General features: G+C 74.5%; 22 protein-coding genes. 12 read left to right on the top strand and 10 right to left on the bottom strand.

What is annotated here, in order from left to right:
• The first annotated feature begins 13 nt into the window (after positions 1–13).
• The 5 genes from ACIRNI_RS21505 to rfaE2 all read left to right on the top strand — a co-directional run bounded on the left by ACIRNI_RS21505 (position 14) and on the right by rfaE2 (position 6,087).
• Positions 14–1,681: a carbamoyltransferase gene (locus tag ACIRNI_RS21505; protein ID WP_403553251.1), complete on the top strand. Its 1,668-nt coding sequence runs from the start codon at positions 14–16 to the stop codon at positions 1,679–1,681.
• Positions 1,682–1,696: 15 nt separating this feature from the next.
• Positions 1,697–2,662, top strand: coding sequence for a glycosyltransferase (locus ACIRNI_RS21500; protein ID WP_403553249.1), 966 nt, complete (start codon positions 1,697–1,699; stop codon positions 2,660–2,662).
• On the top strand, positions 2,659–3,942 hold the full coding sequence (locus ACIRNI_RS21495; RefSeq protein WP_403553248.1) for a glycosyltransferase: 1,284 nt from the start codon (positions 2,659–2,661) through the stop codon (positions 3,940–3,942). The genes ACIRNI_RS21500 and ACIRNI_RS21495 overlap by 4 nt, the downstream gene beginning before the upstream one ends.
• An 85-nt stretch (positions 3,943–4,027) precedes the next feature.
• Entirely contained in the window at positions 4,028–4,681 is a 654-nt protein-coding gene (locus ACIRNI_RS21490; protein WP_403553246.1) for an SIS domain-containing protein, read from the top strand.
• A gap of 5 nt (positions 4,682–4,686) precedes the next feature.
• Positions 4,687–6,087, top strand: a complete 1,401-nt coding sequence (gene rfaE2, locus ACIRNI_RS21485) for a D-glycero-beta-D-manno-heptose 1-phosphate adenylyltransferase (RefSeq protein ID WP_403553244.1) — start codon at positions 4,687–4,689, stop codon at positions 6,085–6,087.
• A 10-nt stretch (positions 6,088–6,097) separates the two neighbouring features.
• Here the strand turns inward: rfaE2 and ACIRNI_RS21480 are convergent, their stop codons facing one another.
• Positions 6,098–6,793, bottom strand: coding sequence for a TetR/AcrR family transcriptional regulator (locus ACIRNI_RS21480; protein ID WP_403553242.1), 696 nt, complete (start codon positions 6,791–6,793; stop codon positions 6,098–6,100).
• Positions 6,794–6,954: 161 nt separating this feature from the next.
• Between ACIRNI_RS21480 and ACIRNI_RS21475 the strand changes: the two genes are divergently transcribed.
• Complete coding sequence (locus ACIRNI_RS21475) at positions 6,955–8,193, top strand: serine hydrolase domain-containing protein (protein ID WP_403553240.1); 1,239 nt, start codon at positions 6,955–6,957, stop codon at positions 8,191–8,193.
• An 18-nt stretch (positions 8,194–8,211) separates the two neighbouring features.
• Here the strand turns inward: ACIRNI_RS21475 and ACIRNI_RS21470 are convergent, their stop codons facing one another.
• Positions 8,212–9,444 (bottom strand): MFS transporter, encoded by a 1,233-nt coding sequence (locus tag ACIRNI_RS21470; RefSeq protein WP_403553238.1) that lies wholly within the window; start codon positions 9,442–9,444, stop codon positions 8,212–8,214.
• Between the two features lie 418 nt (positions 9,445–9,862).
• Between ACIRNI_RS21470 and ACIRNI_RS21465 the strand changes: the two genes are divergently transcribed.
• Complete coding sequence (locus ACIRNI_RS21465; protein ID WP_403553237.1) at positions 9,863–10,591, top strand: SDR family oxidoreductase; 729 nt, start codon at positions 9,863–9,865, stop codon at positions 10,589–10,591.
• Between the two features lie 8 nt (positions 10,592–10,599).
• Here ACIRNI_RS21465 and ACIRNI_RS21460 read toward each other — a convergent pair whose 3' ends face one another.
• The 4 genes from ACIRNI_RS21460 to ACIRNI_RS21445 all read right to left on the bottom strand — a co-directional run bounded on the left by ACIRNI_RS21460 (position 10,600) and on the right by ACIRNI_RS21445 (position 17,356).
• On the bottom strand, positions 10,600–11,631 hold the full coding sequence (locus ACIRNI_RS21460; protein WP_403553235.1) for a DNA topoisomerase IB: 1,032 nt from the start codon (positions 11,629–11,631) through the stop codon (positions 10,600–10,602).
• Positions 11,632–11,696: 65 nt separating this feature from the next.
• The gene (locus tag ACIRNI_RS21455; RefSeq protein ID WP_355359647.1) at positions 11,697–12,035 is read right to left on the bottom strand and encodes a DUF3140 domain-containing protein; all 339 of its coding nucleotides are present in this window, start codon (positions 12,033–12,035) and stop codon (positions 11,697–11,699) included.
• A gap of 72 nt (positions 12,036–12,107) precedes the next feature.
• Complete coding sequence (locus tag ACIRNI_RS21450) at positions 12,108–14,531, bottom strand: SpoIIE family protein phosphatase (RefSeq protein ID WP_403553233.1); 2,424 nt, start codon at positions 14,529–14,531, stop codon at positions 12,108–12,110.
• A 59-nt stretch (positions 14,532–14,590) separates the two neighbouring features.
• On the bottom strand, positions 14,591–17,356 hold the full coding sequence (locus ACIRNI_RS21445; protein ID WP_403553232.1) for a SpoIIE family protein phosphatase: 2,766 nt from the start codon (positions 17,354–17,356) through the stop codon (positions 14,591–14,593).
• A 201-nt stretch (positions 17,357–17,557) separates the two neighbouring features.
• Here ACIRNI_RS21445 and ACIRNI_RS21440 point away from each other — a divergent pair, with 201 nt between their 5' ends.
• Positions 17,558–18,598, top strand: a complete 1,041-nt coding sequence (locus ACIRNI_RS21440) for a MurR/RpiR family transcriptional regulator (protein WP_403553231.1) — start codon at positions 17,558–17,560, stop codon at positions 18,596–18,598.
• A gap of 309 nt (positions 18,599–18,907) precedes the next feature.
• On the opposite strand, the gene ACIRNI_RS21435 is transcribed toward ACIRNI_RS21440, so the two are convergent.
• Entirely contained in the window at positions 18,908–19,135 is a 228-nt protein-coding gene (locus tag ACIRNI_RS21435; RefSeq protein WP_403553229.1) for a DUF5133 domain-containing protein, read from the bottom strand.
• 241 nt (positions 19,136–19,376) lie between these two features.
• On the opposite strand from ACIRNI_RS21435, the gene ACIRNI_RS21430 reads away from it, so the two are divergent.
• From ACIRNI_RS21430 to ACIRNI_RS21420, 3 genes are all read left to right on the top strand, one after another.
• On the top strand, positions 19,377–19,568 hold the full coding sequence (locus ACIRNI_RS21430; protein ID WP_403553227.1) for a DUF2795 domain-containing protein: 192 nt from the start codon (positions 19,377–19,379) through the stop codon (positions 19,566–19,568).
• A gap of 377 nt (positions 19,569–19,945) precedes the next feature.
• The gene (locus tag ACIRNI_RS21425; RefSeq protein WP_403553225.1) at positions 19,946–20,881 is read left to right on the top strand and encodes a glycosyltransferase family 2 protein; all 936 of its coding nucleotides are present in this window, start codon (positions 19,946–19,948) and stop codon (positions 20,879–20,881) included.
• Entirely contained in the window at positions 20,878–21,378 is a 501-nt protein-coding gene (locus tag ACIRNI_RS21420) for a GtrA family protein (protein ID WP_403553223.1), read from the top strand. Before ACIRNI_RS21425 ends, ACIRNI_RS21420 begins: the two co-directional genes overlap by 4 nt.
• Here the strand turns inward: ACIRNI_RS21420 and ACIRNI_RS21415 are convergent.
• The 3 genes from ACIRNI_RS21415 to ACIRNI_RS21405 form a co-directional block, all read right to left on the bottom strand.
• On the bottom strand, positions 21,353–22,891 hold the full coding sequence (locus tag ACIRNI_RS21415; RefSeq protein WP_403553222.1) for a DUF6056 family protein: 1,539 nt from the start codon (positions 22,889–22,891) through the stop codon (positions 21,353–21,355). The two genes, ACIRNI_RS21420 and ACIRNI_RS21415, sit on opposite strands and share 26 nt — an antisense overlap.
• Before the next feature lie 168 nt (positions 22,892–23,059).
• On the bottom strand, positions 23,060–23,785 hold the full coding sequence (locus ACIRNI_RS21410; protein ID WP_403553220.1) for a class I SAM-dependent methyltransferase: 726 nt from the start codon (positions 23,783–23,785) through the stop codon (positions 23,060–23,062).
• A gap of 42 nt (positions 23,786–23,827) precedes the next feature.
• The gene (locus ACIRNI_RS21405; RefSeq protein WP_403553218.1) at positions 23,828–24,430 is read right to left on the bottom strand and encodes an NADPH-dependent FMN reductase; all 603 of its coding nucleotides are present in this window, start codon (positions 24,428–24,430) and stop codon (positions 23,828–23,830) included.
• Positions 24,431–24,576: 146 nt separating this feature from the next.
• On the opposite strand from ACIRNI_RS21405, the gene ACIRNI_RS21400 reads away from it, so the two are divergent.
• The gene (locus ACIRNI_RS21400; RefSeq protein ID WP_403553217.1) at positions 24,577–25,431 is read left to right on the top strand and encodes a helix-turn-helix domain-containing protein; all 855 of its coding nucleotides are present in this window, start codon (positions 24,577–24,579) and stop codon (positions 25,429–25,431) included.
• Positions 25,432–25,444: the final 13 nt, after the last annotated feature.

The following is a 25,444-nucleotide window of genomic DNA, read 5'->3' as shown; positions in this document are numbered from 1 at the left end:
GGCCAGGGACGCCATGCGCATTCTCGGAATCAACGCCCTCTTCCACGATCCCGCCGCCGCGCTGGTCATCGACGGACGGACCGTCGCCGCCGCCGAGGAGGAGCGGTTCTCCCGGCGCAAGCACGGCAAGCGGCCGGTGCCGTTCTCCGCGTGGGAACTGCCCGAGAAGGCCGCCGCCTGGTGTCTGGAGCGGGCCGGGCTGCGCCCGAAGGACCTCGACGCCGTCGCGTACTCCTTCGATCCCGAACTCGCCCGCCCCGCCGCCGAGATGGGCCTGGACGACCCGTGGGACCACCTGCGGGTCACCTACGCCCGCGAGGCGCCCGGCTTCCTGAAGACCGCGCTGCCGGGCCTGGACCCGGCCGCCGTGCGGTTCGTGCCGCACCACATGGCGCACGCCGCCTCCGGCGCGTTCGCCGCCGAGGGCGCCGACATGGCGTCGGTGCTGGTCCTCGACGGCCGCGGCGAAAGGGCCTCCCACCTCGCGGCGCGCCGCGTCCACGACCGGCTGGAGGCGCTGTACGCGCAGGAGCTGCCGCACTCGCTGGGCCTGGTGTACGAGGAGCTCACCGACCACCTCGGATTCCTGCGCTCCTCCGACGAGTTCAAGGTGATGGCGCTCGCCTCGCACGGCAGGCCCCGGATGCTGCCCGAGCTGCGCCGGTACGTGTACCCCACCGGCGACGGCGGGTTCCACGCGGCCGGGGTGCCGTGGGCGGAGCTGTGCCCGCGGCGCAGGCCCGACGAGGCGTGGACGCAGGACCACGCGGACATCGCCGCCAGCGCGCAGGCCGTGCTGGAGGAGACGCTGCTGGACCTGGTGCGCTGGCTGCACGGCCAGACCCACGACCGGGTGCTGACGCTCGCCGGAGGCGTGGCCCTCAACTGCGTGGCCAACTCCCGCATAGCCCGCGAGGGCCCCTTCGACCGGGTGTGGGTGCAGCCGGCGGCCGGTGACGCGGGCACCGCGCTGGGCGGCGCGCTGCTGCTGGCCGCGGGCGGCGGGGACGACCCCGCGCCGATGCCGGGCGCGGACCTGGGCCGCGACTGGTCCGACGCGGAGCTGGGCGCCTGGCTGAAGACGGCCGCGGTGCCGTTCGACCGGCCGGCGGACATCGCGCAGGCCGTGGCGCAGGCGCTGGCGGACAACCAGATCGTCGCCTGGTTCCAGGGGCGTTCGGAGTACGGGCCGAGGGCGCTGGGCCACCGCTCGCTGCTGGCGCACCCGGGGCACGCGGGCAACCTGGAGCGCCTCAACGACGTCAAGGGGCGCGAGCAGTTCCGGCCGGTGGCGCCGATGGTGCTCGCCGAGCGGGCCGCCGACATCTTCGACGGCGTGCTGCCGAGCCCGTACATGCTCTTCGTGCACGACGTGGCGCCCGAGTGGCGCGACCGCATCCCGGCGGTGGTGCACGTGGACGGCACGGCGCGGATCCAGACCGTGGACCGGCAGGCCGAGCCGCTGGTGGCGCGGATGCTGAGCGAGTTCGAACGGCTCACCGGGCTGCCCGTGGTGGTCAACACCAGCCTCAACACGGCCGGCCGGCCGATGGTCGACGATCCGCGCGACGCGCTGGAGTGCTTCGGCTCCTCCCCCGTCGACCTGCTCGCCATCGGGCCGTACGCCGTCCGGCGCGGCGCCTTCTTCTCCGACGACGCCTCCCGGCGCCCGTCCCGGTGACGGGAGGAGGACCGCATGAACATCCTGCTGTGGCACGTGCACGGTTCCTGGACGACGGCGTTCGTCCAGGGGCCCCACACCTACCTGGTCCCCGTGACACCCGGCCGTGACGCGGACGGGCTCGGCCGGGCGCGCACCTTCTCCTGGCCCGACTCCGTACGCGAGATCACGCCCGAGGAGCTGCGCGAGACGCCCGTGGACCTGGTGGTCCTCCAGCGGCCCCACGAGCTCGCGCTCGCCGAGCGGTGGCTCGGCGGGCGGCGGCCGGGCCGCGACGTGCCGGCCGTCTACCTGGAGCACAACGCTCCGGACGGGAACGTGCCGGAGACCCTGCACCCCTTCGCGGACCGCGACGACCTGACGCTGGTCCACGTCACCCACTTCAACCGGCTGTTCTGGGACAACGGCGCGACCCGCACCGAGGTGATCGAGCACGGGATCGTCGACCCCGGGCACCTGTACACCGGCCGGGTGGCGCGGGCCGCCGTCGTCGTCAACGAACCGGTGAGGCGCGGCCGTTACACCGGTACGGACCTGCTGCCGGAGCTGTCCGAGGCGGCGCCGCTGGACGTCTTCGGCATGCGCACCGAGGGGCTGGCCGCGCACCTGGGCCTGCCCGAGGAGCGGTGCCGCACCGCCGACCTGCCGCAGCGCGAGCTGCACGCGGCGCTGGCCGAGCGCCGGCTGTACCTGCACCCGGTGCGCTGGACGTCGCTGGGTCTCTCCCTGCTGGAGGCCATGCACCTGGGCATGCCGGTGGTGGCCCTCGCCACCACCGAGGCCTTCGAGGCCGTGCCGCCCGGCGCCGGGACGCTCTCCACCCGGCCCGAGGTACTGGCGCGGGCCGCCCGCCGCTATCTGCACGAGCCGGAGGCGGCGGCCGAGGACGGGGCGCGGGCGCGGCAGGCGGCGCTCGAACGGTACGGGCTCAAGCGCTTCCTGGACGACTGGGAGCGCGTGATGACGGAGGTGCGCTCATGACATCGGCATCGACATCGGCACCGCTGGGGGACGACGGCACCCTGGACGGAACCGGGCCGGGAGCCCTCGCCATCGCGCTCGTCTCCGAGCACGCCAGTCCGCTCGCCGCGCTCGGCGGCGTCGACGCGGGCGGCCAGAACGTCCATGTCGCGCGCCTGGCGGGCGCCCTCGCGGACCGCGGCCACCGTGTCACCGTCTTCACGCGGCGCGACGCCACCGATCTGCCCGACCGGGTGCCGCTGCGCCCCGGTGTGGAGGTGCGCCATGTTCCCGCCGGCCCCCCGGAGCCGATCCCCAAGGACGAACTCCCGCCCTACATGCCCGCGTTCGGCCACTACATGGCCCGCGAGTGGCGAGGCCGGCCGCCCGATGTGGTGCACTCGCACTTCTGGATGTCGGGCGTGGCCTCCCTCCAGGCCGTACGCGGGCTGCGGCTGCCGCTGCTGCACACGTACCACGCGCTCGGCACCGTGAAGCGGCGCCACCAGAAGGACGCCGACACCAGCCCGCCGCAGCGCGTCGCGTGCGAGCGGGAGGTCGGCATGGGCTCCGACCGGGTGATCGCCACCTGCCACGACGAGGTCCTCGAACTGGCGCGGATGCGCATCCCCCCGGACAAGGTCGCGGTCGTGCCGTGCGGCGTCGACACCGACCAGTTCCGCCCCGACGGGCCGGTCGCCGAACGGGACCCCGCCGTGCGGTACCGGCTGCTCCAGCTGGGCCGGCTGGTGCCCCGCAAGGGCGCCGCCGTCTCGGTCGAGGCGCTCGGCCGGCTGCCCGACGCGGAGCTCGTCATCGTCGGCGGCCCGCCGCCGCACCTGATCGACCAGGACCCCGAGGTACGGCGGCTGCGCGAGCTGGCCCGGGCCGTCGGGGTCGCCGACCGCGTCCGCTTCACCGGCGGCGTGGCCGGCGAGGACGTACCGCCGCTGCTGCGCAGCGCCGACGTGGTGCTGTGCCCGGCGGACTACGAGCCGTTCGGCATCGTGCCGCTGGAGGCCATGGCCTGCGGCCGGCCGGTCGTCGCCAGCGCCGTGGGCGGCCAACTCGACACCGTGGCCGACCCGGTGACCGGGCGGCTGGTCCCGCCCCGCGACCCCGAGGCGCTGGCCGCCGCGGTCGCCGACCTGCTCGCCGACCCCGAGCGGCGCGCCGCGTGCGGCGAGGCCGGCCGGCGGCGGGTGCTGAGCCGGTACGGCTGGGCGCGCGTCGCGACGGCCACCGAGGCGGTGTACGGCGCGGTGCTCGCCGCGCGCAACGCCGTGACGGAGGTGGCCTGAGACCTGTCCCTTCCGCCCTCGTGACCCCTTGAAGGAGGTGCGGGACCGGCCGCCGTCCGCCAGGACGCGGTACGCCCGAACGCCCATGACAGATCCCCTCGCTTCTCTCGCACTCGAGGCCGCGCAGCGCCACTGCCAGTCGCTGCAGGACGCGCTCGGCCGCTTCCGCCGGCAGAACCTGGACCGGATCGCTCAGTGGGGCGGTGAACTGGCCGCCGTGCTGCCCGTGGGCGGCCGGCTGCTCGCCGCGGGCAACGGCGGCAGCGCCGCGCAGGCCCAGCACCTCACCGCCGAACTGGTGGGCCGCTACCAGCAGGAGCGCCCCGCCTACTCGGCCATCTCGCTGCACGCCGAGACCTCCAGCGTCACCGCGATCGGCAACGACTACGGCTTCGACCAGGTGTACGCCCGCCAGGTCGCGGCCCACGGCCGGCCCGGCGACGTCCTGGTCCTGCTCTCCACCTCCGGCCGCAGCGCCAACCTGATCGCGGCGGCCGTCACCGGCCGGGCGGCGGGGCTGCGGGTGTGGGCCCTGACCGGGCCGGGGCCCAACCCGCTCGCCGAGGCGGCCGACGAGGCGCTGTGCGTCGACGCCGACTCCACGGCCACTGTGCAGGAGGCCCATCTGCTCGCCGTGCACCTGCTGTGCGAGTGCTTCGACGCGGCGGTGTCCTCCGGGGCACCCGCGCGGGCGGCGGGCGCCGCGACGCCCGTCGCGGCCCATCGGAGGATGTCATGACCGTCATGAGCGGACGCAAGCCCCTCGTCGTCGTCGGCGACGTACTCCTCGACGAGGACATCGAAGGCGTCGCCAGCCGGCTCGCGCCGGACGCCCCGGCGCCGGTCGTGGACGTCACCGGCGACCAGCGCCGCCCCGGCGGCGCGGGCCTCGCGGCGGCGCTCGCCACGCGCGACGGCCGCGACGTGGTCCTGGTGACCGCGCTCGGCGACGACCCCGCCAGCGAAGCCGTACGCCGCTCCCTGCGCGGCCGTGTCCGCGTGGTGGAGCTGCCGCTGAACGGCACCCTGCCCGTCAAGACGCGGGTGCTCGCCGGCGGCCGGCCCCTCGTGCGCATCGACCGCGGCGGCGGCGACCCCGGCGAACCCGACGGCGCCGTGCGCCAGACCCTCGCCGACGCGCACGCCGTGCTCGTCGCGGACTACGGACGCCACACCGCGAGCGCGGTACGCGAGCACCTCGCCGCCGTCGCCCCCAAGGTGCCGGTCGTCTGGGACCCGCACCTCAAGGGCGACGTACCGGTGCCCGGCGCGCGGATCGTCACGCCGAACGCCGCGGAGACCCGCGCCCTGTGCCGCGGCGACGACGACTCCCTGCGCGCCTACGCCGAGCGCGGCACCGAGCTCGCCGAGCGGTGGCGCGTGGCCACGGTCGCCGTGACCCTCGGCGAGCGCGGCGTCCTGCTGACCCGGCCGGGCACCGGTACGCCGATGCTGGTCCCGGCGCCGTACCGCGCGGAGGGCGACGCGTGCGGCGCGGGCGACTGCTTCGCCGCCGCGACGGCCGCGGCGCTCGCCGACGGCGCCCTGCCCGAGGAGGCCATCCAGCAGGCGGTCGCCGAGGCGGCGGCGTTCGTGGCGGCGGGCGGCGCGGGCAACCCGGCGCTGTGGCGGACACCGCCGCCCGCGCGCAGCCGCGAGGTGCCCGAGACCGACGCCTTCGCCCTGGCCGAGCGGGTCCGCGCGCAGGGCGGCACGGTCGTCGCCACGGGCGGCTGCTTCGACCTGCTGCACGCGGGGCACGTCGGCCTCCTGGAGAGCGCGCGCGGCATCGGCGACTGCCTGATCGTCTGCGTGAACTCCGACGAGTCCGTCGGCCGCCTGAAGGGCCCCGGCCGCCCCCTGAACCCCCTCGCGGACCGGGTCCGCGTCCTCGCGGGGCTCGGCAGCGTCGACGCGGTCGCGGTCTTCGACGGCGACACGCCCGTCGAGCTGCTGGGCCGGCTCCGCCCGGACGTCTGGGTCAAGGGCGGCGACTACTCGGCGGAGGACCTCCCCGAGGCGGACACCCTCCGCACCTGGGGCGGCCAGGCGGTGGTCCTGCCGTACCTCGACGGCCGTTCGACGACGCTGCTGGCCCGCCGCGCGGCCGAGGCGGCGGCTCCCATCCGGCCCCCGGGCCGGTAGGTCGGTCGGCTCAGTCGGCGTCGCGAGGGGCTGCCGGTACGGCCTGTGTCCGTGCGAGCAGCCCCTCGACGAGGGCGCGGAGCCCTTCGGGGTAGGTGTCCCGTGCGGCGAGCGCGGGCCACCGGTCGCCGATGGCGGCCAGGTGCGGCACCCGGGCCGGGTCGAAGGTCTCACCGAAGGGAGGGCGCTCGCCGTCCTCCCTTCGGCGTGGGGAGCGGGCGCGGACGAGGACCTCGCCGACGGTGTAGTACCAGATGCTGCGGAAGACGTGCACGGCTTCCTCGGGCGTGCGTCCGCAGTCCTCGGCCCCGGCCACGATGGCTTCGACCATCCAGAGCGCCGAGGGGTCGAGGAGGCCCACGAAACCGTCGGAGGTGAGGACCTCCGCGGCCCAGGGCCAGGCGGCCAGGGCGTCGTGCATCGCGGTGGCGGCGGCGACGATGCGGTCCCTGGGCGCGCTGGGCAGTTGCGGGCGTTCGGCCTGGGCGACGTGCTGGCTGAGCAGGAGGAGCAGCAGGTCCTCCTTGTCCCGGATGTGGTGGTAGAGGGTCGTCGCCCCGATGCCCAGCTCGGCGGCCAGCCGACGGACGGTGAGCTTCTCCCAGCCGTCCCGGTCGATGAGCTCACGGGCCGCGGCCAGGATCTGCGCACGGGAGGTCACGGGCGGGCGGCCGGTGCGGCCGCGCCGGGCGGGGGGTCGGGGCATCGCCCCATCATGCCGTCCCGCCCTGCCGCGCCGCGAAACGGGGTGAGGCGCACTGTGTGGAACGGATTCGACCTTTCGCGTTCCCGGACGGCCGCCGCACTGCTATTTTCGGAACGCGTTCCGAAAGTCAGGGCGCCCTGGATCGTGAGAGGACGTACGCCGTGAGAATCCCCTTGCTGTTGTGCGCGGGCATGGCCGCGCTCGGTATGTGCGCGAGCACGGTGGCGGCGGCTCCCGCGCCCGCCGCCACGACCGTCGCGCCGCCCGGCGGGACGAGCCCGGCGACCGGCTTCGACCCCGCGGAGCTCCAGGCCGCCGCGGACGACGTCCACCGCGCGGGGATACCGGGGGTGTTCGCGGAGGTGCGCGACGCCGGCCACACGTGGCGGGGCGCTTCCGGGGTCGCCGATACCGGGACCGGCCGCCCCGTCAGGCCCGACATGCGCCAGCGCGTCGGCAGCATCACCAAGACCTTCACCGCCGCGGCGGTCATGCAGCAGGTGGAGCGGGGCCGCATCGAGCTCGACGCGCCGATCGGCGGCTATCTGCCGCGGCTGGTGCCGGGAGAGCGCGGCCGCAGGATCACGGTCCGGATGCTGCTCAACCACACCAGCGGCATCCCGGACTACATCCTCTCCGCGTTCCCGTCCCTCCAGGGGTACCCCCAGGGGCAGGACGTCTCGCCCAAGAGCCTGGACGACAACCGGTACCGGCAGTTCCGCCCGGACGAGCTGATCGAGCTGGGCCTCGCGGCACCTCCCGCCGGCGAACCCGGCGCTTCCCCGGGGGTGTACTCCAACACCAACTACCTCCTCCTGGGACAGCTCCTGGAGAAGGTGACCGGCACCCCGGCCGAGGAGTACATCACCCGGAACGTCATCGAGCGTGCCGGGCTGCGGCACACCGGCTTCCCCACCGGGCCGCGCATCAAGGGACCTCACCCGCGGATGTACGAGGCGCTGTGGGGAGCACTGGACCCGCCGCGCGACTACAGCGTCTACAACATGTCCTGGGTGGGCACCGGCGCCGCCCTGGTGTCGACCATGGAGGACCTCAACCGCTTCTACGGCAGGCTGCTCGACGGCGGGATCGTCAGCCGTGCGTCCCTGGCCCAGATGCAGCGCACGGTCCCGGTCATCGCCCTCGACGGATCCACGATCGAGTACGGCCTCGGCCTGCACCGGGTCGACATCCCGGGCTGCGGCACCTTCTGGGGCCACGACGGCAGCGCCTGGGGCGCCGGCACGATCTCCCTGACCCGCGCCGACGGCCGTCGCCAGATGTCCGTCGCGGTCAACCTCGCGAGGTGGAGCGATCCCGCCTCCCCCGGGAAGCCGCAGCCCCACCCCATCGACACCGCACTGGAGAGGCTGTACGAGCGGGCGACATGCGATGACTGACAGGCCCCGGCCGGGGCGTTACGCCGCCGTGCCGAGGGCCGGGCGCTCCCTGAGGGTTTCCGTGCGGACCAGCACCGGTGTCGGCGTGCGGCGGCGGTGCAGGACGTAGCCCGCCCCGATCGCGCCCGCGATCAGGAGGCCGCCCGTCACCAGGGCGCCGCGGGCGCCGGCGAGCTCCATGAGGAGGCCCAGCGCCGGCGGGGCGAGGAGGGACCACACGGTGCGGATGCTGTTCCAGACGCCGAGCACGCGGCCCCGCATGTGGGCGGGCGGGTCGGTCTGGAGGACCGTCGTGCCGGCGGTGTCGGAGATCGACTCGACGACGGCCATCGGCAGGACCAGCACCAGGAGGACGGCGAGGGAGGGCGAGAGTCCTGCCACGACCTGGAGCAGGGCGCCGGCGGCGGCGAGCAGGCCCACGAGACGGACCGACGGCTTGCGCAGGCGCGCACCGAGGACGGCGCCGACGATGCCGCCGACGGCGAGAACGGTGGAGACCGTGCCGAAGGCCCCGGCGCCGCCGGCGAGCGGGCCGGTGACCAGGACGGCCAGGGTGAGGCCGTAGTTGCGGCCGAAGATCGCGCTGATGCCGCTGATGCCGGCGAGGGCGACCAGCCGCGGGCGGCGCGCGAAGAAGGCCAGGCCCTCGCGTGCCGTCATGGCGTCGCGCTGCTCGCGGACGGCCGGCGCGACGGGGGAGGTGGTCTTGATGGGCCGCAGGAAGGGGATGACCGCGGCGACGAAGAGGAAGGACACGCCGTTCGCGGCGTACGCGGCGGCCGTGCCGAAGACGCCGACGGCGAGGCCCGCCAGGCCCGCGCCCGCGAGGCGGCCCGCGTTGTGGACGAGGGAGCCGACGCCGATCGCCGAGGGGACGTCCTCGGGACGGACGAGGTCGTTGCCGAGGAGTGAGCAGGCGGGGCCGTCGACGGTGGCGATGAGGCCGGTCACGGCGGCCAGCGCCATCAGGACGCCCACGTTGAGCTGGTCGAACGCGACGAGGAACGCCGTCACGAAGGCGACCGCGCCCAGCAGCCCCTGGCTGACGGCGGCGGTCAGTTTCCTGGGCCAGCGGTCGACGGCGGCGCCGCCCGCGAGGCTCATGAGCAGGCCGGGCGCGGCCTGGACCGAGAGGGACAGGCCCGTCGCGGCGGCGGAGCCGGTGATCTGGAGGACCAGCAGGTTCTGGACGGTGAGCTGCATCCACGTGCCGGCGTTCGAGACGAAGTTCGCCACGGACCACCAGCGCATGCTGCGGTACGTGAGCGAACGCCACGGGGAACGGTCGGCGGGAGCGACGGCAGGGGCGGAGGAAGGCACGGAGGAAGAAGGCACAGGAGGGCTACTCGGTGACGAGCCGGTGGACTCGGATGGCGGAATCGGCGGAAGAGAACGACGCGTGCTGCTCTGCACGGCCGGTCCACCGGATCTGATCGCTGCTGCACACCTCGTCAGAGGCGGTTCCACAGCGTTGACCATGGTGGCAGAAGTGCCCCCGCCGCCAGGGGGCCCGGCGGCCCCGCCGGTGGCCCCGGGAGCGCTGATACCGGGCCTGACCTGGGCGTACGGCACTTCTGGTGTGCTTGCTCACAGTGACCGTCCGGCATGCCGAGCGTAGTGGCGCAGGCCACAGTGGGGGGAGCACGACTCGGCAGGAGGAGGCGGTGGCATGGGCAGGGTCGACCTTCGGGGCAAGCAGGCGCTGGTGACCGGCGGCGCGCGGGGGCTGGGTGCCGCGATCACGCGGAAGCTGGCCGGGGCGGGCGCGTCCGTGCTGATCGCGGACGTCCGCAAGGAGCAGGCCCGGGAGCTGTGCGAGGAGCTGGAGGGCGCCGCCCGGTTCGTGGAGCTGGACGTGCGGGACGCGGGCGCGGTCGCGGAGGTCTTCGCGGAGCTGGAGGCGGACGGCGGGCGGGTGGACGTGCTGGTGAACAACGCCGCCGTGGACGTCTCCAAGCCGATCGAGCACCTGACGGCCGAGGAGGTGACCCGGGTGGTCACCACCAACCTGCTGGGGCCGATGTACCTGTGCCTGGAGACCTACCGCCGCATGGTGGCCCGGGGCGGCGGCCACATCGTCAACATCCTGTCGACGGCGTCGAACCGCACCTGGACGGAGGCGGGCCCGTACGCGGCGGCGAAGACGGGCCTGCGCGCGTTCACGCACACGCTCTTCAAGGAGGCCCAGCGGGACTGCCCGGGCATCGGGGTCACCGGGATCATCGCGGGCGGCATGGAGACGCAGTTCATCCTGGAGCGCTTCCCGGACGCGGACGTCTCGCTGCTGCAGAGCCCGGACATCGTGGCGGACACGGTGCTGTACGCGCTGTCGGTGCCGGAGACCAGTGCCGTGTCGGAGCTGGTGGTGGTGCCGCGCAAGGAGCCGTCCTGGCCGTGAGGCCGTGATCAGGCCGGTGGCGGCTGCCCGGTCCTGAGCATGTGCAGGACGGCCCGCTCGGCGGGGCCTTGCGTCGCTGGGATGCCGTACGTGGTCTCGTCGCCGAGGTGCGGCAGCGCGGCGGCGACCGTGACGCCCTCCTCGTACAGCTCGATCACGCGCGGGTTGATGTAGGAGGCGCGGCAGACGGCGGGGGTGTTGCCGAGGTACACGGAGACCTCGCGCGCGGCGCGGGCGATGGCGCGGCGGCGGGCGGTCTCGCTGCGGGCCACGGGCTGGGAGACGGCGAGCGCCACCGCCGCCATGACGGTGGCGTGCCAGGTGCGGAAGTCCTTGGCGGTGATCTCCAGGCCGGCCAGCTCCCTCAGGTACGCGTTGACGTCGGCGCCGGTCACCTCGCGCCACGCGGGGCGCTCCCAGTAGGCGAAGAGCCGGTCGCCGCCGCCGCGCCGGCGCATCAGGGCGGTGAGGCTGCGGCAGGTGGCGGGGTCCGCGACGGTCTGGATGAGCTCGCGGCCGTGCTTGCCGGGGTAGGTGAAGACGACCGCGCCGCTCTGGCAGCGGGAGTGCTCGCGCAGCAGGGTGGTCAGGCCGAAGCTGTTGTTCAGCTCGGTGTAGCGGTCGCTGCCGATGCGGAAGAAGCCGAGGTCGAGCAGGCGTACGGCGGTGGCGAGGACCCGCCGCCGGGTGAGCCCGCGGTCTGCCAGGTGGCCTTCGACGGCCTCCCGTACGGCGGGCAGGGTCTCGGCCACGTCGAGGACGTGGTCGTGTTTGGCCTGCTCCTGCTCGGCGCGGAACTGCGGGTGGTACAGGTACTGGCGGCGGCCCGCGGCGTCGGCGCCGACGGCCTGGAGGTGGCCGTTGGGACGGGTGCAGATCCACACGTCCCGCCAGGCGGGCGGGATGACGAGCGCCTTGATCCGGGCCAGCTCGGCGGGATCGCGCAGCGGGGTGCCGTGGGTGTCGAGGTAGCGGAAACCGCGCCCGTGGCGGACGCGGGTGTAGCCGGGGTCGGTGGGACGGCTGTGGTGGAGACGCAAGGGCACCTCCTCGGACGCCGCTGGAGGTCCGCGGGCGCCGGTCCGGTGTGGGGCGGGGGCGGCTCCTACACGGGCTTCAACGGGTCGTGGCCGATGTCCATCAGGCCGTGGCGCCATCCCTCGCCGCCGGCGGTGGGCTCCATGTCCGGGCCGCGCTGGGAGCCGACGATCTCGCAGACCCGTCGCATGACCTCGACGTCGTCCTCGGTGAGGTCCGTGCGCCGCTTGCCGAGGATCTGCAGGACCCGGCGGCCCATGGCCTTCCCCGACTGGTCGGGCACGACTTCGGTCTCCTCGCCGGCCGATTCGACGTTCAGCCACTCCTGCAGCTCGCGTGAGGTCATGTTGACGACGGTGTGGAACTCGTCCCACAGTTCCGCGCTGATCTGTTCGGACGCTGCCATGACGTACCTCCCGACGTTCTCCCCGACGGTGCGGACCACTCCCGGGTTTCCGGCGCCGACCGGAGACAAACGTCACTGCGGGAGGGTCTGCTCGGCCCAGATCGTCTTGCCGGTGGAGGTGTACCGGGTGCCCCACTGCTGGCTCATCTGGGCGACGAGGAAGAGGCCGCGGCCGCCCTCGTCCTCGCTGCCAGCGCGGCGCAGATGGGGCGAGGTGTGGCCGGTGTCGGACACCTCGCAGATGAGGGTGCGGTCGCGGATGAGGCGCAGCTGGACCGGCCCGGCGGCGTACCGGATGGCGTTGGTGACGAGTTCGCTGACCACCAGCTCGGTGGTGAAGGCCACGTCTCCGTCGTAGCCCCAGGCCCCGAGCTGCCCGGTGGCCAGGGAGCGGGCGCGGCCCACCGTCTCGGGGGTGGCGTCGGCGAGTTCCCAGGTGGCGACCTGGTGGTTGTCGAGGAGGTGGGTGCGTACGAGGAGGAGGGCGGCGTCGTCGTCGACGGGGCCGGGCAGCAGGGTGGCGACGGCCCGGTCGCACAGGTCCTCCAGGGGGCGGCGGTGGTCGGCGAGGACGGTGCGCAGGGCGCCGAGCTCGGTGTCGCGGTCCCGGTCCCGGCCCTGGACGAGGCCGTCGGTGAAGAGGGCGAGGAGGCTGCCTTCGGGCAGGGTGAGGTCCGCGCCCTCGAAGGGCAGGCCGCCGAGCCCGAGGGGCGGTCCGGCGGGCAGGTCGGGGTAGGTGACGGCGCCGGTGGCGGGGTCGACGAGGGCGGGCAGCGGGTGGCCGGCGCGGGCCATGCTGCACCGTCCGGTGACCGGGTCGTAGACGGCGTACAGGCAGGTGACGCCGAGCGCGGCGTCGTCGGGCGCCTCCTCGCGACCGTGCGGGACGGCCATCTGCTCGTGGGCGCTCTGGGTGATGAGGTCGTCCAACCGGGTGAGGAGCTCGTCGGGCGGGAGGTCCAGCTGGGCGAGGACGCGGACGCTGGTGCGCAGCCGGCCCATGGTGGCGGCGGCGCGCAGCCCGTGGCCGACGACGTCGCCGACGACGAGCCCGACGCGCTTGCCGGAGAGGGAGATGACGTCGAACCAGTCGCCGCCGACTCCCGCCTTGATGTCGGCGGGCAGGTAGCGGTAGGCCAGCTCCACCCCGGTGAGCCTCGGCAGGCTGCGGGGCAGCAGGCTGCGCTGGAGCATGAGCGCGGCGGTGTGCTCGCGGGTGTAGCGGCGGGCGTTGTCGATGCAGACGGCGGCGCGGGCGACGAGTTCGTCGGCGACGGGCAGGTCGGCCGCGCCGAACGGGTCGGGGTGGCGGTCCCGGGTGAAGGTGACGACGCCGAGGGGGACGCCCTCGGTGCGCAGCGGTACGACGAGCCGCGAGGCGGCGGGGTCCGCGTCCGGCGGGGTCTCGAGGACGGGGCGGCCGGTGGCCAGGCAGCGCGCCTGGGGCGAGCCGGGCGGGTAGTCGACCGGGTGGCGTGCGCCGGGCCCGGGCGGGGGCGTGCCGTCGACGGGTCCGCCCCAGACGCGTACGACCCGCCGGGCGGGCGCGGTGCCGGGGGTGGGGTGGTCGCCTTCGAGGACGGCGTCGAGGAGGTCGACGGTGACGGCGTCGGCGAACTGCGGGACGGTCACCGCGGACAGCTCCTGCGCCGTGTGGACCATGTCGAGGGTGGTGCCGACGCGGCCCCCGGCCCGTACGAGCAGGTCGAGGCGCTGCTGCGCGAGGTACCTGTCGGTGATGTCGACGGTCTCCTCGCACACCCCGAGGGTGGAGCCGGTCGCGTCCTGGAGGCGGTAGTACGAGCACGACCACACGTGGTCGTGGAGGAGGTCGACGGGCGGGCGGCCGCGGTAGTGGAGGTCGATGACGGGCTCGCCGGTGCCGAGGACCCGGCGCATGGTCTCCTCCAGCGTGGGCGGGTAGCCCAGGGAGAGGATCTCGCCGTCGGCGACCATCTCGTCGGGGCGCAGGCCCGCGTACTGGCCGGTTCCCATCTCCTCGAACAGGGCGTGGTTCGTCCAGACGACCCTGAGGTCGGTGTCGTAGATGGCCAGGCCGACGGGCGACTGGGTGGCGAGGCCGCGCAGCATCGACTGCAGGGCCTCCCAGTGCTCGGTCTCGTCGGCGGCGGCCAGCGCGAGGAGCCGGGCGGGGCCGCTGTCGGCGCCCGGGCCCTCGGCGGTGTGGAACAGCGGGAGGGTCGCGCTGGTCACCCGGATGATGCGGCCGTCGACGTGGCGCATGTGCAGGATCTGGCGGCGCGCCTCGGAGGCGCCGGGCAGCCGCGCGGCCATCCGGTAGGCCCCAGCGCGGTCCACGACGAAGGTGCCGATGGGACGGCCCACCGCCTCCCGGGCCGGGTGGCCCAGCAGCGCCTGGGCCGCCGGGCTCCAGCCGACGACCGTGCCGTCGGCGTCCAGGACGGCGGTCGCCGCTCTCGTGACGTCGAGGGGGCCCCGGAAGTCGGCACCCTCGGCTGCGTTCACCGCGCTCATGGCACCTGCCTTCGTCGTCTCCTCATGCTCGCCCGGGCCCGGGAAGCGCACAACCGCGCTCACTCCACACGGGGCTCGGCGGGTGCGGGCCGGGAGGCGAGGAGGAGGGCGATGTCGTCGGGGCGGTCGACGGCCGTCGTGGCCTCGCGGACGAGCCGGTCCGCCACGTCGGCGAGGGAGCCGGTGGAGGCCGAGGCGAGGGCGCCGCAGAGCCGTTCGATGCCGAGGTCGATGTCGGTGCCGGGCTGCTCCACCAGCCCGTCGGTGAACAGCGCGAGCACCGCTCCCGGGGGCAGGTGCAGTTCGGTGACCGGGTACGTGGCGTCCGGGTCGACGCCGAGGACGACGCCGCCCGGCAGGTCGAGGACCTCGACCCGGCCGTCGGGGTGGCGCAGCAGCGGCTGCGGGTGCCCGGCCCGTACGGCGCGGGCGGCGCCGGTCGCCGGGTCGAGGTCGACGTAGCAGCAGGTGGCGAACTGGCCGGGGTCGAGGTCGATGAGGAGCCGGTTGGTGCCGCTCATGATTTCCTGCGGGTCGTGGCCGCTGAGCGCGAAGGCGCGGACGGCGCTGCGCAGCTGCCCCATGGTGGCGGCGGCGGCGACGCCGTGGCCCTGGACGTCGCCGATGACAAGCGCGACGCTCCGGCCGGTCTCGGTGACGTCGTACCAGTCGCCGCCGACCTCCATGCCCTGGGTGCCGGGCAGGTAGCGGGCGGTGGTCTCGACGTTCCGCAGCCGCGGCAGGCGGTGCGGCAGCAGGGCGCTTTGGAGGCCGCGGGCGAGGGCCGCCTCGGAGTCGTAGCGCTGGGCCCGCTTCAGGGCCTGGGCGATGAGGCCCGCGAGGGCGGTGAGGACCGTCCGCTCCTCGGGGCTGAAGCCACGGGGCTGGTCGAAGCCGAGGATGCAGGAGCCGATGGGGCGGCCGGAGGCGATCAGCGGCAGGAAGGCGCGGGCGCCGACGTGGGCGTCGAGGGGGATACCGGGGTAGGCGTGGGCCAGACGCTGCATGGACTCGAAGAAGAGGGGCCGCCCGGAGGTGAGGGTCTCCACGCCGGGCAGCCGGGCGTCGAGGCCGACGCCGTCGAACCGGTCGAGGAAGCCCTGCGGGAAGCCGGTCTCCCAGGCGAGGTGGAGGTGGCGCTCGCCGAGGAGGTAGATGGCGAGCTGGCGGCCGCCGAAGGCGGGCAGCAGCTCCTCGGTCACCACGGCGGAGACCTGGCGGATGGTGACGGCCTCGGTGAGCGCGATGGCGAGGGCGACGGGGCGGTAGAGCACCGAGGCCCGGTCGGCCGGCGAGCCGAGCCCTGTGGCCAGCGCCCCGCCCGCTCCGCCGCTCAGGCCCGCGCCCAGACCGGCGCCGGGCGCGGTGACGGAGCCCGGTGTGTACACGGGCTGCTCCTCGGCGGTGAAGGTGATCGTCAGTCCGTCGTACGCGGGGTGGAGGGAGACCGACAGCCAGCTGTCCGGGGCGCGGTGGGCCATGAAGTGCACGGGCTCGTCGGACAGGAGAGCGGCCCGGAAGTGGTCTTCGTGCGCGGGCTGCCCCAGCCACGCCACCGCCTCCCACAGGACGCGTCCGACCAGCCGGCCGCCCTCCAGGCCGAGGAGGGTCTCGGCGGGGCGGCTGACGGAGGTGACGCGGCCGAGCCGGTCGACGGCGAGCACGCCCCGGGGCAGCCGGTCGGCCGCGGCGGCGGCGAGCGGTCCGGTACCGGTGTCGACCAGGGTGCCGGCAAGACGGCGGCCCGCCGGGCCACGGCGTGCGGTCAGCTCCAGGAGGCAGGGCCGCCCGTCGGGGCCGCGCAGCCAGATGCCGCGGGTCGCCGACCGTTCCCGCTCCCCCGCCTCCGCGGCCTCCGCCACCTGCCCAGCGAGTGCCCACAGGCCGTACGCGTCCTCCGGCGACAGCCGCCCCGCCAGGGCCTCGATCGTGGCGGGGAAGCCGTCGGGCCCGTCGCCGCCCAGCATGGCGCGAAGCTCCGCGTCCGCCGTGACGGCTCCACTGCCGATGTCCCAGTCGAGCCGACCGACGCGCACCGGTGCCGATGCCGTGGCGGACGCGGGCAGCTGTACGCAGACGGGCTCGTGGTCCCAGAGGGTCTCGGCACCCCGACGGCTGAGGTCGGCGAGGCGGGCGCCGAGCCGCCGTGCGACGTCCTCGGTCCGGTGGCGGTCGGCCGCGTCGACGGGACGCCCCGGCGTGGCGGGGCGCAGCGCCACCAGCACGCCGAACTTCTCGCCGTCGGCGGTGACGGGCGCGTACAGCGAGCCGAAGGGGAACGGCATCCCCGCCATGAGCTGCGGAAAGCGGCGCATGGCGTCCTCGGCGTCGGCGAGGGTGACGGTCCGGCCGGAGCGGTGGGCCTCGGCGATGGGGAAGGGCCGGTTCACGTGCATGCGCCACCAGGGCCGGAAGAGCCGCCCCGGCAGCCCGCAGAGCACCGCGAGCCGCAGCAGTCCGGGCGTCCGGGAGCGCAGGTAGACGCAGCCGGCGTACGCGCCGGCGGCCTCGACGGCGCGGACGGCGGCCTGCGCGAGCACCAGGGACAGCTCGTCGACGGCCCGGCCGGTGGCGGCCTGCCCGCCGCCGCCCTCCTGGGCGCGGCGGGCGGCGGAGCCGCCGCTGGTGGTGCGCCCGGCGTCGGTGGTGCGCCCGGCGTCGGCCACAGGACCACCGCCACCGGCCGGGCGCCCCGCGGCGCGCGGAGTCGGCCCCTCGGTCGCCGGGGCGTCCAGCCGGGGCGGGGCGTCCGGCGGGGCCGGGGCGGGGGCTTCCCCGTCGGGCCGGAGCCGGGAGCGGGGCTCGCCGTGCGGGCCGTCTGCCATCGTCGTCCCACCTCTCAGCGGGATCCGGCCCGCGGGGCCGCGGCGCCGCGGCCCCGCGCCGTACCGGGGGACACGCGGGACACCCCCAGCATGCTCCCGCCGGGCCCGGTCGCGCACATCGGTGGGCGCTCCCGGCGGCCGGAGGCCGTCGCGGGGGGTGAAGTATGTTGAGGACGATCGGGACTGGAAGGAGGCACGCCGGTGCCATCAGGGCAGCAGGCACGCGCACAGGCGGCCGCGATCAGGCCGGGACGGCGCCCCGTCGGCGGCCGGAAAGGCCCGGCCGGCGCGGCCGGGTCGGGTGAGTCGCCCGGGTCGAGCGGGACGGCCGGGCCGACGGTAACCGCCGAGCCGGATCAGCGGGACGAGCGGCCGGAACGGGACGAGCGGCAGGCGCCCTCCGACCGGGTGCTGGCGCTCTTCGGCGGGCACCGCCTCTCCCCCGCCCAGCGGCGCATCGCGCAGTACATGATCGACCACCTCACCGAGGCCGCGTTCCTGTCGATCACGGATCTCGCGGAGCGCGTCGGGGTCAGCCAGCCGTCGGTGACCCGGTTCGCCACGTCCCTCGGTTACAGCGGGTTCCCGGCGCTGCGCGAGGCGCTCCAGCCGATCGCGCTGGGCGCGGTCGCCGGGGTGCCGGACACCGGCGACGAGATCCGGCGCAACGAGCTCCAGGCGGCGATCGACGCGGAGATCGAGAACCTGGAGGCGCTGCGCCGGGCGGTGGCGGACCCGGGCCAGATCCTCGATGTCGGCCGGGAGCTGGCCGGATCGGTCCCGCTGACGGTGCTGGGGCTGCGCATCTCGGTGTCGCTGGCGGAGTACTTCGCGTACGCGGCGCGGCGCATCCACCCCGACGTACGCCTGGTGACCCGGGGCGGAAGCGTCGCCTATGACGCGCTGCTGCAGTCGAAGGAGGCGGGCGGCACCTGGGTGCTGGCGTTCGCGATGCCGCGGCACGCGAAGGAGACGCTGGCCGCGATGCGGGCGGCGCGCCGGACGGGGCTGCGGATCGCGCTGATCACGGACCTGACGCTGGGGCCGCTGGTCGACGAGGCCGAGGTGACGCTGACGGCCGGGACCGGATCACGCCTGGTCTTCGACTCGTACGCGGCGCCGGGGGTGGTGGCGGCGTCCGTGCTCCAGGCGATGGCCGACGCGCATCCGGAGCGGACGCAATTGCGGCTGGAAGGGTACGAACAGGCCGCGGAACAGCACAGTTTCTTCCTGGACGACTGACCCCCGCCGACGTCTCACGGACGCATCGCCGGGGGTGTTTTCACGCCACCGGCTCGCATGAAATTTTTCATGCACTTGCTTACTCGACAGTAAATATATTTACTTCTCGAACGGCCGGGACCGAGCACGTCGGATTCTCCCGGTACACCCCTCTCAAGGCTCCCGACAAGGGCCTTGGGCCGGACACGCTCGATCGGCGCTCCCTCCTCGCGCCGGTCCCGCGGTGTCCCGCCGGGCACTCCGTCTCCCCTCGGATGCCCGTGGCGGCCCCGGTCAACCCCTGGACCGGGGCCGCCTCAATTCGGCCGGTCAGGTACTTGCGGCCGTGACACCCGCGGCCGTCGCGGCGAGCCTGGCACGGGCCGCGGCGAGCGCCTGGTCGAGCTGCCGGGTGCCGGTCGTCACGCAGAGTGTGTACGTCACGTCGTCGAGCCGGCGTTTGAGGTCGGGGGCGATCGACAGCCCCTGAGCGGCGGCACACAGGGATTCGTAACGGGCCACGAGCTCCTGAAGCACCGCGGGATGCGCCAACAGCATGAAGGTACCTGCCTTTCCACGCCACACAGCACACAGGGGGAGGGATGCCGATGCCGGCCTCCCGAGGCCGGGTGCGCCAGTCCCGCGACCGGGACGCCATCCCCGCACTTGGATGTGCCCGCGCCGTCCGCTCCTCAACCGACATTGTGATGCAACCGTGACGGATCCGCGCAGCATGGATACATAAGGCGATTGTCCGCTTTCCGGTGATGTTTCCTCTTTAGGCGGGTATTCGTCGCACATGAACGTGAACCCCATCGAAATGCAGAAGGCCCTCGGCGGCGTGGAATACCCCGCGTCGAAGAAGGACATCGTCGGCACGGCGCAGAAGCACAAGGCCAGCCGGGAGGTCATGGACGCACTGAAGTCGCTGCCGGAGAAGGAGTACCCGTCGCCGGCCGCCATCAACAAGGAGGTAAGCAAGGGATCCTGAGCAGCCCTGAGCACGCGAAGGCCTCCGCCCCGCCGTCCTCGCCCCAGCGCGGGAGAGCGGGGCGGAAGCATGCCCGGAGGCAATCCCGGAGGCATGCCCGGAGCCGCCCCGGCCGCCCCGCCCTCACCCGAGTGGACGGCGCCGGGCTGTCGCGCCCGCTCGGTCGCGCTCCACTGGACCCATGCGGCGGGCGGCGCGCGCAGGGTCGTGCGCGCGCCGAAGTCGCCCGCACCGCCAGGCAACCACGACGAGCCGGTTGTCATCTTCTCTGAACGGTGGGCACGGACGGTGCGGCCCGCCACCCGCACACCGGTGCATGGAGTGAGTAGGTAATGGTCCATATTTCAATCGTCGTTCCGTGTTTCAACGAGAGTGAGGTGATCGACACCTTCCACACCGCGCTGACCGCGGCTCTCGAACCCGCCGACGCCACCTTCGAGGTGTGCTACGTCGACGACGGAAGCGGCGACGGAACCCTGGACCGGCTGCGCGCGCTCGCGGCGACGGACCCCCGCGTGCGCTACACCTCCTTCAGCCGCAACTTCGGCAAGGAGTCCGCGATGCTCGCCGGGATGCGCATGTCGCGCGGCGACGCCGTCGTCCTCATGGACGCCGACCTCCAGCACCCGCCGGAGCTCGTCTCCCGCATGCTGGAGCTGCACCGGCACGGCTACGACCAGGTCATCGCCCAGCGCGACCGCACCGGCGAGGGCGCGGTGCGCAGGGCGTTCAGCCGCACCTACTACCGCCTCGTGCGCCGCTTCATGGACGTCGAGATCGCCGACGGCGCGGGCGACTTCCGCCTGCTGTCGCGGCGCGCGGTCGACGCGATCCTCTCGCTGCCGGAGAACAATCGTTTCTCCAAGGGGCTCTTCTCCTGGATCGGCTTCGACACCGTCAGCTTCACCTACCAGAACGTCGAGCGGGCCGCGGGCCAGTCCAAGTGGGGCGGCCGGCACCTGCTCAACTACGGCATCGACGGCCTGCTCTCCTTCAACAGCCGCCCGCTGCGCCTGGCCATCCACACCGGCCTGTGGCTGTTCCTCTCGGCGTTCGCGTACGCCCTGTGGATCATCGCCAACGTCCTCCTGGACGGCGTCGACACCCCCGGTTACGCGACGCTCATCACCGCCATCGTGGCGCTCAGCGGCATCCAGCTCGCCACGCTCGGCGTCATCGGCGAGTACGTGGGGCGGATCTACCACGAGTCCAAGCGCCGCCCCCACTACGTCGTACGGGAGACGAACGAGCCCGCCGCCGCGCGCGCCGCGGCCCCGCTCGAAACCGCCGGCCGTGCCCGGCAGGAGACGTGAAGCGGGCCACGGGGCACACGGGTCGCACCAGGCGGCGCCGCGCGCGGGGTGCGCGCGGCGCCGCGCTGCGCCAGTTCGCCACCTTCGCCGCGATCGGGCTGGCCAACACGGGCGTCTACTACGCCGTGTACGCGACGCTGAACATCTGGCTGCCCTACCTCGCGGCGCACGTCGTGGGCTACGCGGTCAGCGTCGTCGGCTCGTTCCTGCTCAACTCGTACGTCACGCTGCGCACCCGGCCCACCTGGCGGGCGTTCGCCCGCTACCCGCTCTCCGGGGCGGCCAACGTGGTGGGCAGCGGCATCCTGCTCCACCTCGCCGTGAGCCGGCTCGGCATGAACGAGAACCTCGCGGCCCTCGCGGCGGGTGTCGCCGTCACCCCGCTGTCCTTCGTGCTGGCCCGGTGGGCCATCACCTCCGGGGCGGCCGCGACCCGTCGGGCCGGGACGCGGCCGCCGCCGGAGGCCGAGGTCACGGAAGCCGCGTCGCGTAAGTGACCTTGTCGAGGTGGTAGTAGTCGGCGACGCAGTTGGCGGGCCAGGTCTTGCGCCCGTGGTCGCCGAACGGCTCGAGCATCTTGCCGACCGACAGGGGGGTGTACGGGGCCGTCCTGGCGCCGCTCGCGGCCTGCTCGCGCAGGTACCGGTCCTGGTGGTCCCACTTCTGCGCCCGCACCTTCATGTCGTGGCCCAGGTGGTACAGCGGCACGGCCATCCCCGCCACGGACACCGCGCAGAGGGCGGCGGCCAGCGCCATCACGACACCGCCCCGGCCCCGGGCCCGGAAGCCGTCGCCGTCGCCGTGCGGACGCAGCGCGCGGCCGATCAGCGCGCCGGCGCCGGCCAGCAGCAGGACGTACACCAGCAGGTAGTCGTTCCACGTCCGCTCGGTCCGCACCACCCGCTCGCCGAAGGCCGGGTAGGTGATGACGGTGCACAGGTAGCCGCAGGCGAGGAAGGTGAGCGCGCCGAGCGCGGTCAGCAGCAGCGGGCGGCACGGCATGAGGGCCGGCCGGTGCCCCGCCCGGCGCCGGGCCAGCAGGCCCAGCAGCACACCGGCGGCGACGACGCCCACGTACTCCCAGGTCGTCAGGATGGTCTCCAGGATGCGGGCGTACGCGCGCAGCGAGGCGATCAGCGACTCGGGGGCGAGCATGGAGACGGTCTCGGCGTCGTAGCGCTGGCGGCGGTTGCGCGAGCCGGGCGAGGTCACGAGCAGGATCGTGCCGATGGCGACGCCCGCCATGCCGGTCAGCGCCCAGACGCGGACGTAGCGGCGGATCCGCTCGGCGAACAGGAGCGGGGCGAACAGCACGGCGACCGCGAGCACCACCAGGGCGACGACCGACGCCTCCTCGGAGAGCGTGCCCATGAAGACGCCCGCCACCAGCACCACGGCGAGCGCGATGATCCGGCTCCGGCGGCTCCCGGCCCCGTACCGCAGCAGCGGGAGGGCGGCCGCCGCGGCCAGCACGGGGGCCAGCGTGTGCGAGACGGAGGCGGCCGGCCAGTAGAAGGTCTTGTACGTGTTGGGCGTGGCGAAGAGGAAGGCCGCCGTGATCATCGAGGCGGCCAGCAGCGGCACCCCGCGCGGCGCGGTGCGGCCGGCGGCGCGCAGCGCGTACACGGTGAGGGCCCACAGCAGGACGAGCATGAGGACGCCGCTGACCACGGCGTACCACTGGTGCCCGGCGACCGGGGCCTTGGCGTACACCCCGACGAGCAGGCCGTTGGCGATGCGCCCGTTGTCGGTGACGTAGAACTTCTCGACGAGTCCCCAGATGCCCTCGTCGCGTACGACGGGCAGGAAGCACCACTCGTCGGCGCTGGGGCGGACGTAACGGCCGAGGTAGGAGGCCACGGCCAGCAGGCCGAGGGGCAGCAGCGCGAGGCCCGTCGTCCAGAGGGTGGTCCACGGCCGGGGCGGTCTTCCTCCGTCCTTCCCCGGGCCCTGTCCCGGGCTGTCGCCCGGGTCGCCCGGGATGGTGACACTCGTTGCGCCGACGGACATGCTCTGTTCACTGCCTCTCGAAAAACTACTGGTGCGACACCCAAGAGGGGATTTCGCGCGGTGCCGTTTCCATTCGCCCGGACGGATTCGGGGAGCGCAACCTCAGGAGCCGCCGAGCGGACGAGGTTGCGCCGAGGAGGCGGCACGGGCGGGGGGCGGGTGCCCAACCTACCGGCGCGCGATCACCAGGCGGCAGCGGGGCGTCCCGTCGGCGCGGGCGCCGAGGGCGGGGAGCGCCGTCAGCCCGGTGGTGAAGCCCGCGTCGGTGAGGTCGCGCAGCACGTCGGGGAGGCGGAAGGTGCGGTAGTACATGATGAAGCGCGGCCGCCACAGCAGGTTGCGGACCCGCATCGCCAGGTCGAAGCCCCACAGCGCGACGTAGGGCCGGGAGCCGACCGGCGGCGGCGCGGGGACCGGGAAGGCGAACAGGCCGCCGGGGCGCAGCGCGGCGTACACCTCGTGGAAGAGGGCGGGGCGCTCGCGGGGCAGGAAGTGCCCGAAGGCGCCGAAGCTCACGGCGAGGTCGAACGCCCCCCGGAACGGCAGCGCGCGGGCGTCGGCGCGCACCCACCGCTGCCGGGGTCCGCCGGGGGCCTCCGGGTGGGTGGAGCGGGCCCGGGCGAGCATGCCGGCGCTGAAGTCGACGCCGGTGACCTGCTCCTCGCACACCTGGCGCAGCACGCGGACACCCGCCCCGGTGCCGCAGCACACGTCGAGGCCCGCGCGGAACGGCCCGAGGGGCCGCAGGGCGTCGGTGACCGCGTCGAGCAGCCGGTCGGAGGTGCGGAAGGGGGTCTGGTCGAACTTCGGCGCCAGCAGGTCGTAGCCGTGCTCGGTGGAGGAGAGCGCCTGGACGGCGAGTTCGCGGAGGGTCGGGCCCTGGGGTGTGAACATCGCCGTCCAGCGTATCCGCGCGCGGCGGTCACCGGGCGGCGGTCACCGGGCGGGGTAGGGGTGCTCGCGGCGGGCGTGGCGGAGGACCGAGCCCCACCAGTCGAGTTGGTCGAGCATCACCTTCGCGGCCGCGGCGTGCTCCTCGGGGTCCCTGAGGTTGCCGTCCTCGTCGAAGAGGAGGTAGTAGCGGGGGAAGCTGACGTAGTCCCGGACGGTGTGGGCGTTCAGTTCGCCGAAGACCTGGCGCAGCTGCTCGATGGCGAGCAGGCCGCCGCTGGCGCCGCTGTAGCCGACGAAGCCGATGGGCTTGGCCTGCCATTCGGAGTAGTGCCAGTCGATGGCGGCCTTGAGGGAGGCGGGGAAGCTGCGGTTGTAGTCGGGCGTGACGACGACCACGGCGTCGGCCTCCGCGAGCCGGCGGGTGAGGTCCGCCATCCCGGCCGGGCGGGGCATGCCGGGGTCCATCGCGGGCGGCATCGGCGGCAGGGCGAGCGGCAGTTCGACGTCGGCGAGGTCGATGACGTCGACCTCGAACCCGTTGTGGAGCCGGGCGTGTTCGGCGAACCAGCGGGCGACGACGGGGCCGAAGCGGCCCTCCCTGACGCTGCCGACGAGGACCGCGAGGCGAAGGGGCTGTGCGGACATGGGGGCTCTCCTGGTAAGTCGGGACGGGCGACCGGTGCGGTCACGCCCTCCAACCTGCCGGGGTGGGCGGATACCAGGAAGGCCGGGCGGAGACTGGTAGGGACAGGGCCACCATCCGGGCCGGCGCGGTTGCTACCTTCGGACAGGTGAGCGACAACGAACTGGGCCTGTTCCTGCGTACGCGCCGAGAGGCCGTCACCCCCGCCGAGGTCGGCCTGCCCACCGGGCCGCGCCGCCGCACCCCGGGCCTGCGCCGGGCGGAGCTCGCCACCCTGGCCGGGGTGAGCGTCGAGTACGTGACGCGCCTGGAGCAGGGCCGCGACCGGCATCCCTCGCCGCAGGTGATCGCGGCGCTGGCGGAGGCGCTGCGGCTGACGGCGGCCGAGCGGATACACCTGCACCGCCTGACCAAGGGCGCGGACCCCACCTCGATGTGCGGCGCTTCCGCGCCACCGGTGCTCACGGTCCGGCCGACCGTGCGGGCGCTGCTGGACCGGCTGGAGCCGGCCCCGGCGGTGTTGCTGAACCGGATCGGCGACCTGCTGGCCTGGACGGCCGGGTACGAGGCGCTCGCCGGGCCCGTCGGCATGCTGGACGGGGCCCCGCCGAACCTGGCCCGGTTCGTCTTCGCCGACGGTCGGGCGCGGGAGGCGTTCCCCGACTGGGACCGGGTCGCCGACGAACAGGTCGCCGCCCTGAAGCAGGGCCCCTTCCGGTCCGACCCGCATGTGGCCGCGCTCGCCGACGAGTTGGGAGTGACGGCGGGGGCGGCGTTCACCGAGCGGGTGCGCACGCTGCCGGGGCTCCCGGCGGCCACGGGCATCACGCGCCTGAAGCACCCCGAGGCGGGCGCGCTGCGCCTGGCGTACGAGACGCTGGAGCTGCCCGCCGACGACGACCAGCGGCTGATCGTGCACCTGCCGGCGGACGACGCCACCGCGGCGGCGCTGGACGGCCTCACCGGGCGCCGCCCGGGGGCGCTGCGCGCGGTGTCGGGCTGAGGGAGCCCGCGCG

Source organism: Streptomyces sp. NPDC093546 (genome assembly GCF_044765045.1).
In the GTDB taxonomy this organism is placed as follows: domain Bacteria; phylum Actinomycetota; class Actinomycetes; order Streptomycetales; family Streptomycetaceae; genus Streptomyces.
The sequence above is the reverse complement of the archived record's forward strand: the minus strand, read 5'-3'. Positions and strand labels throughout refer to the sequence as shown.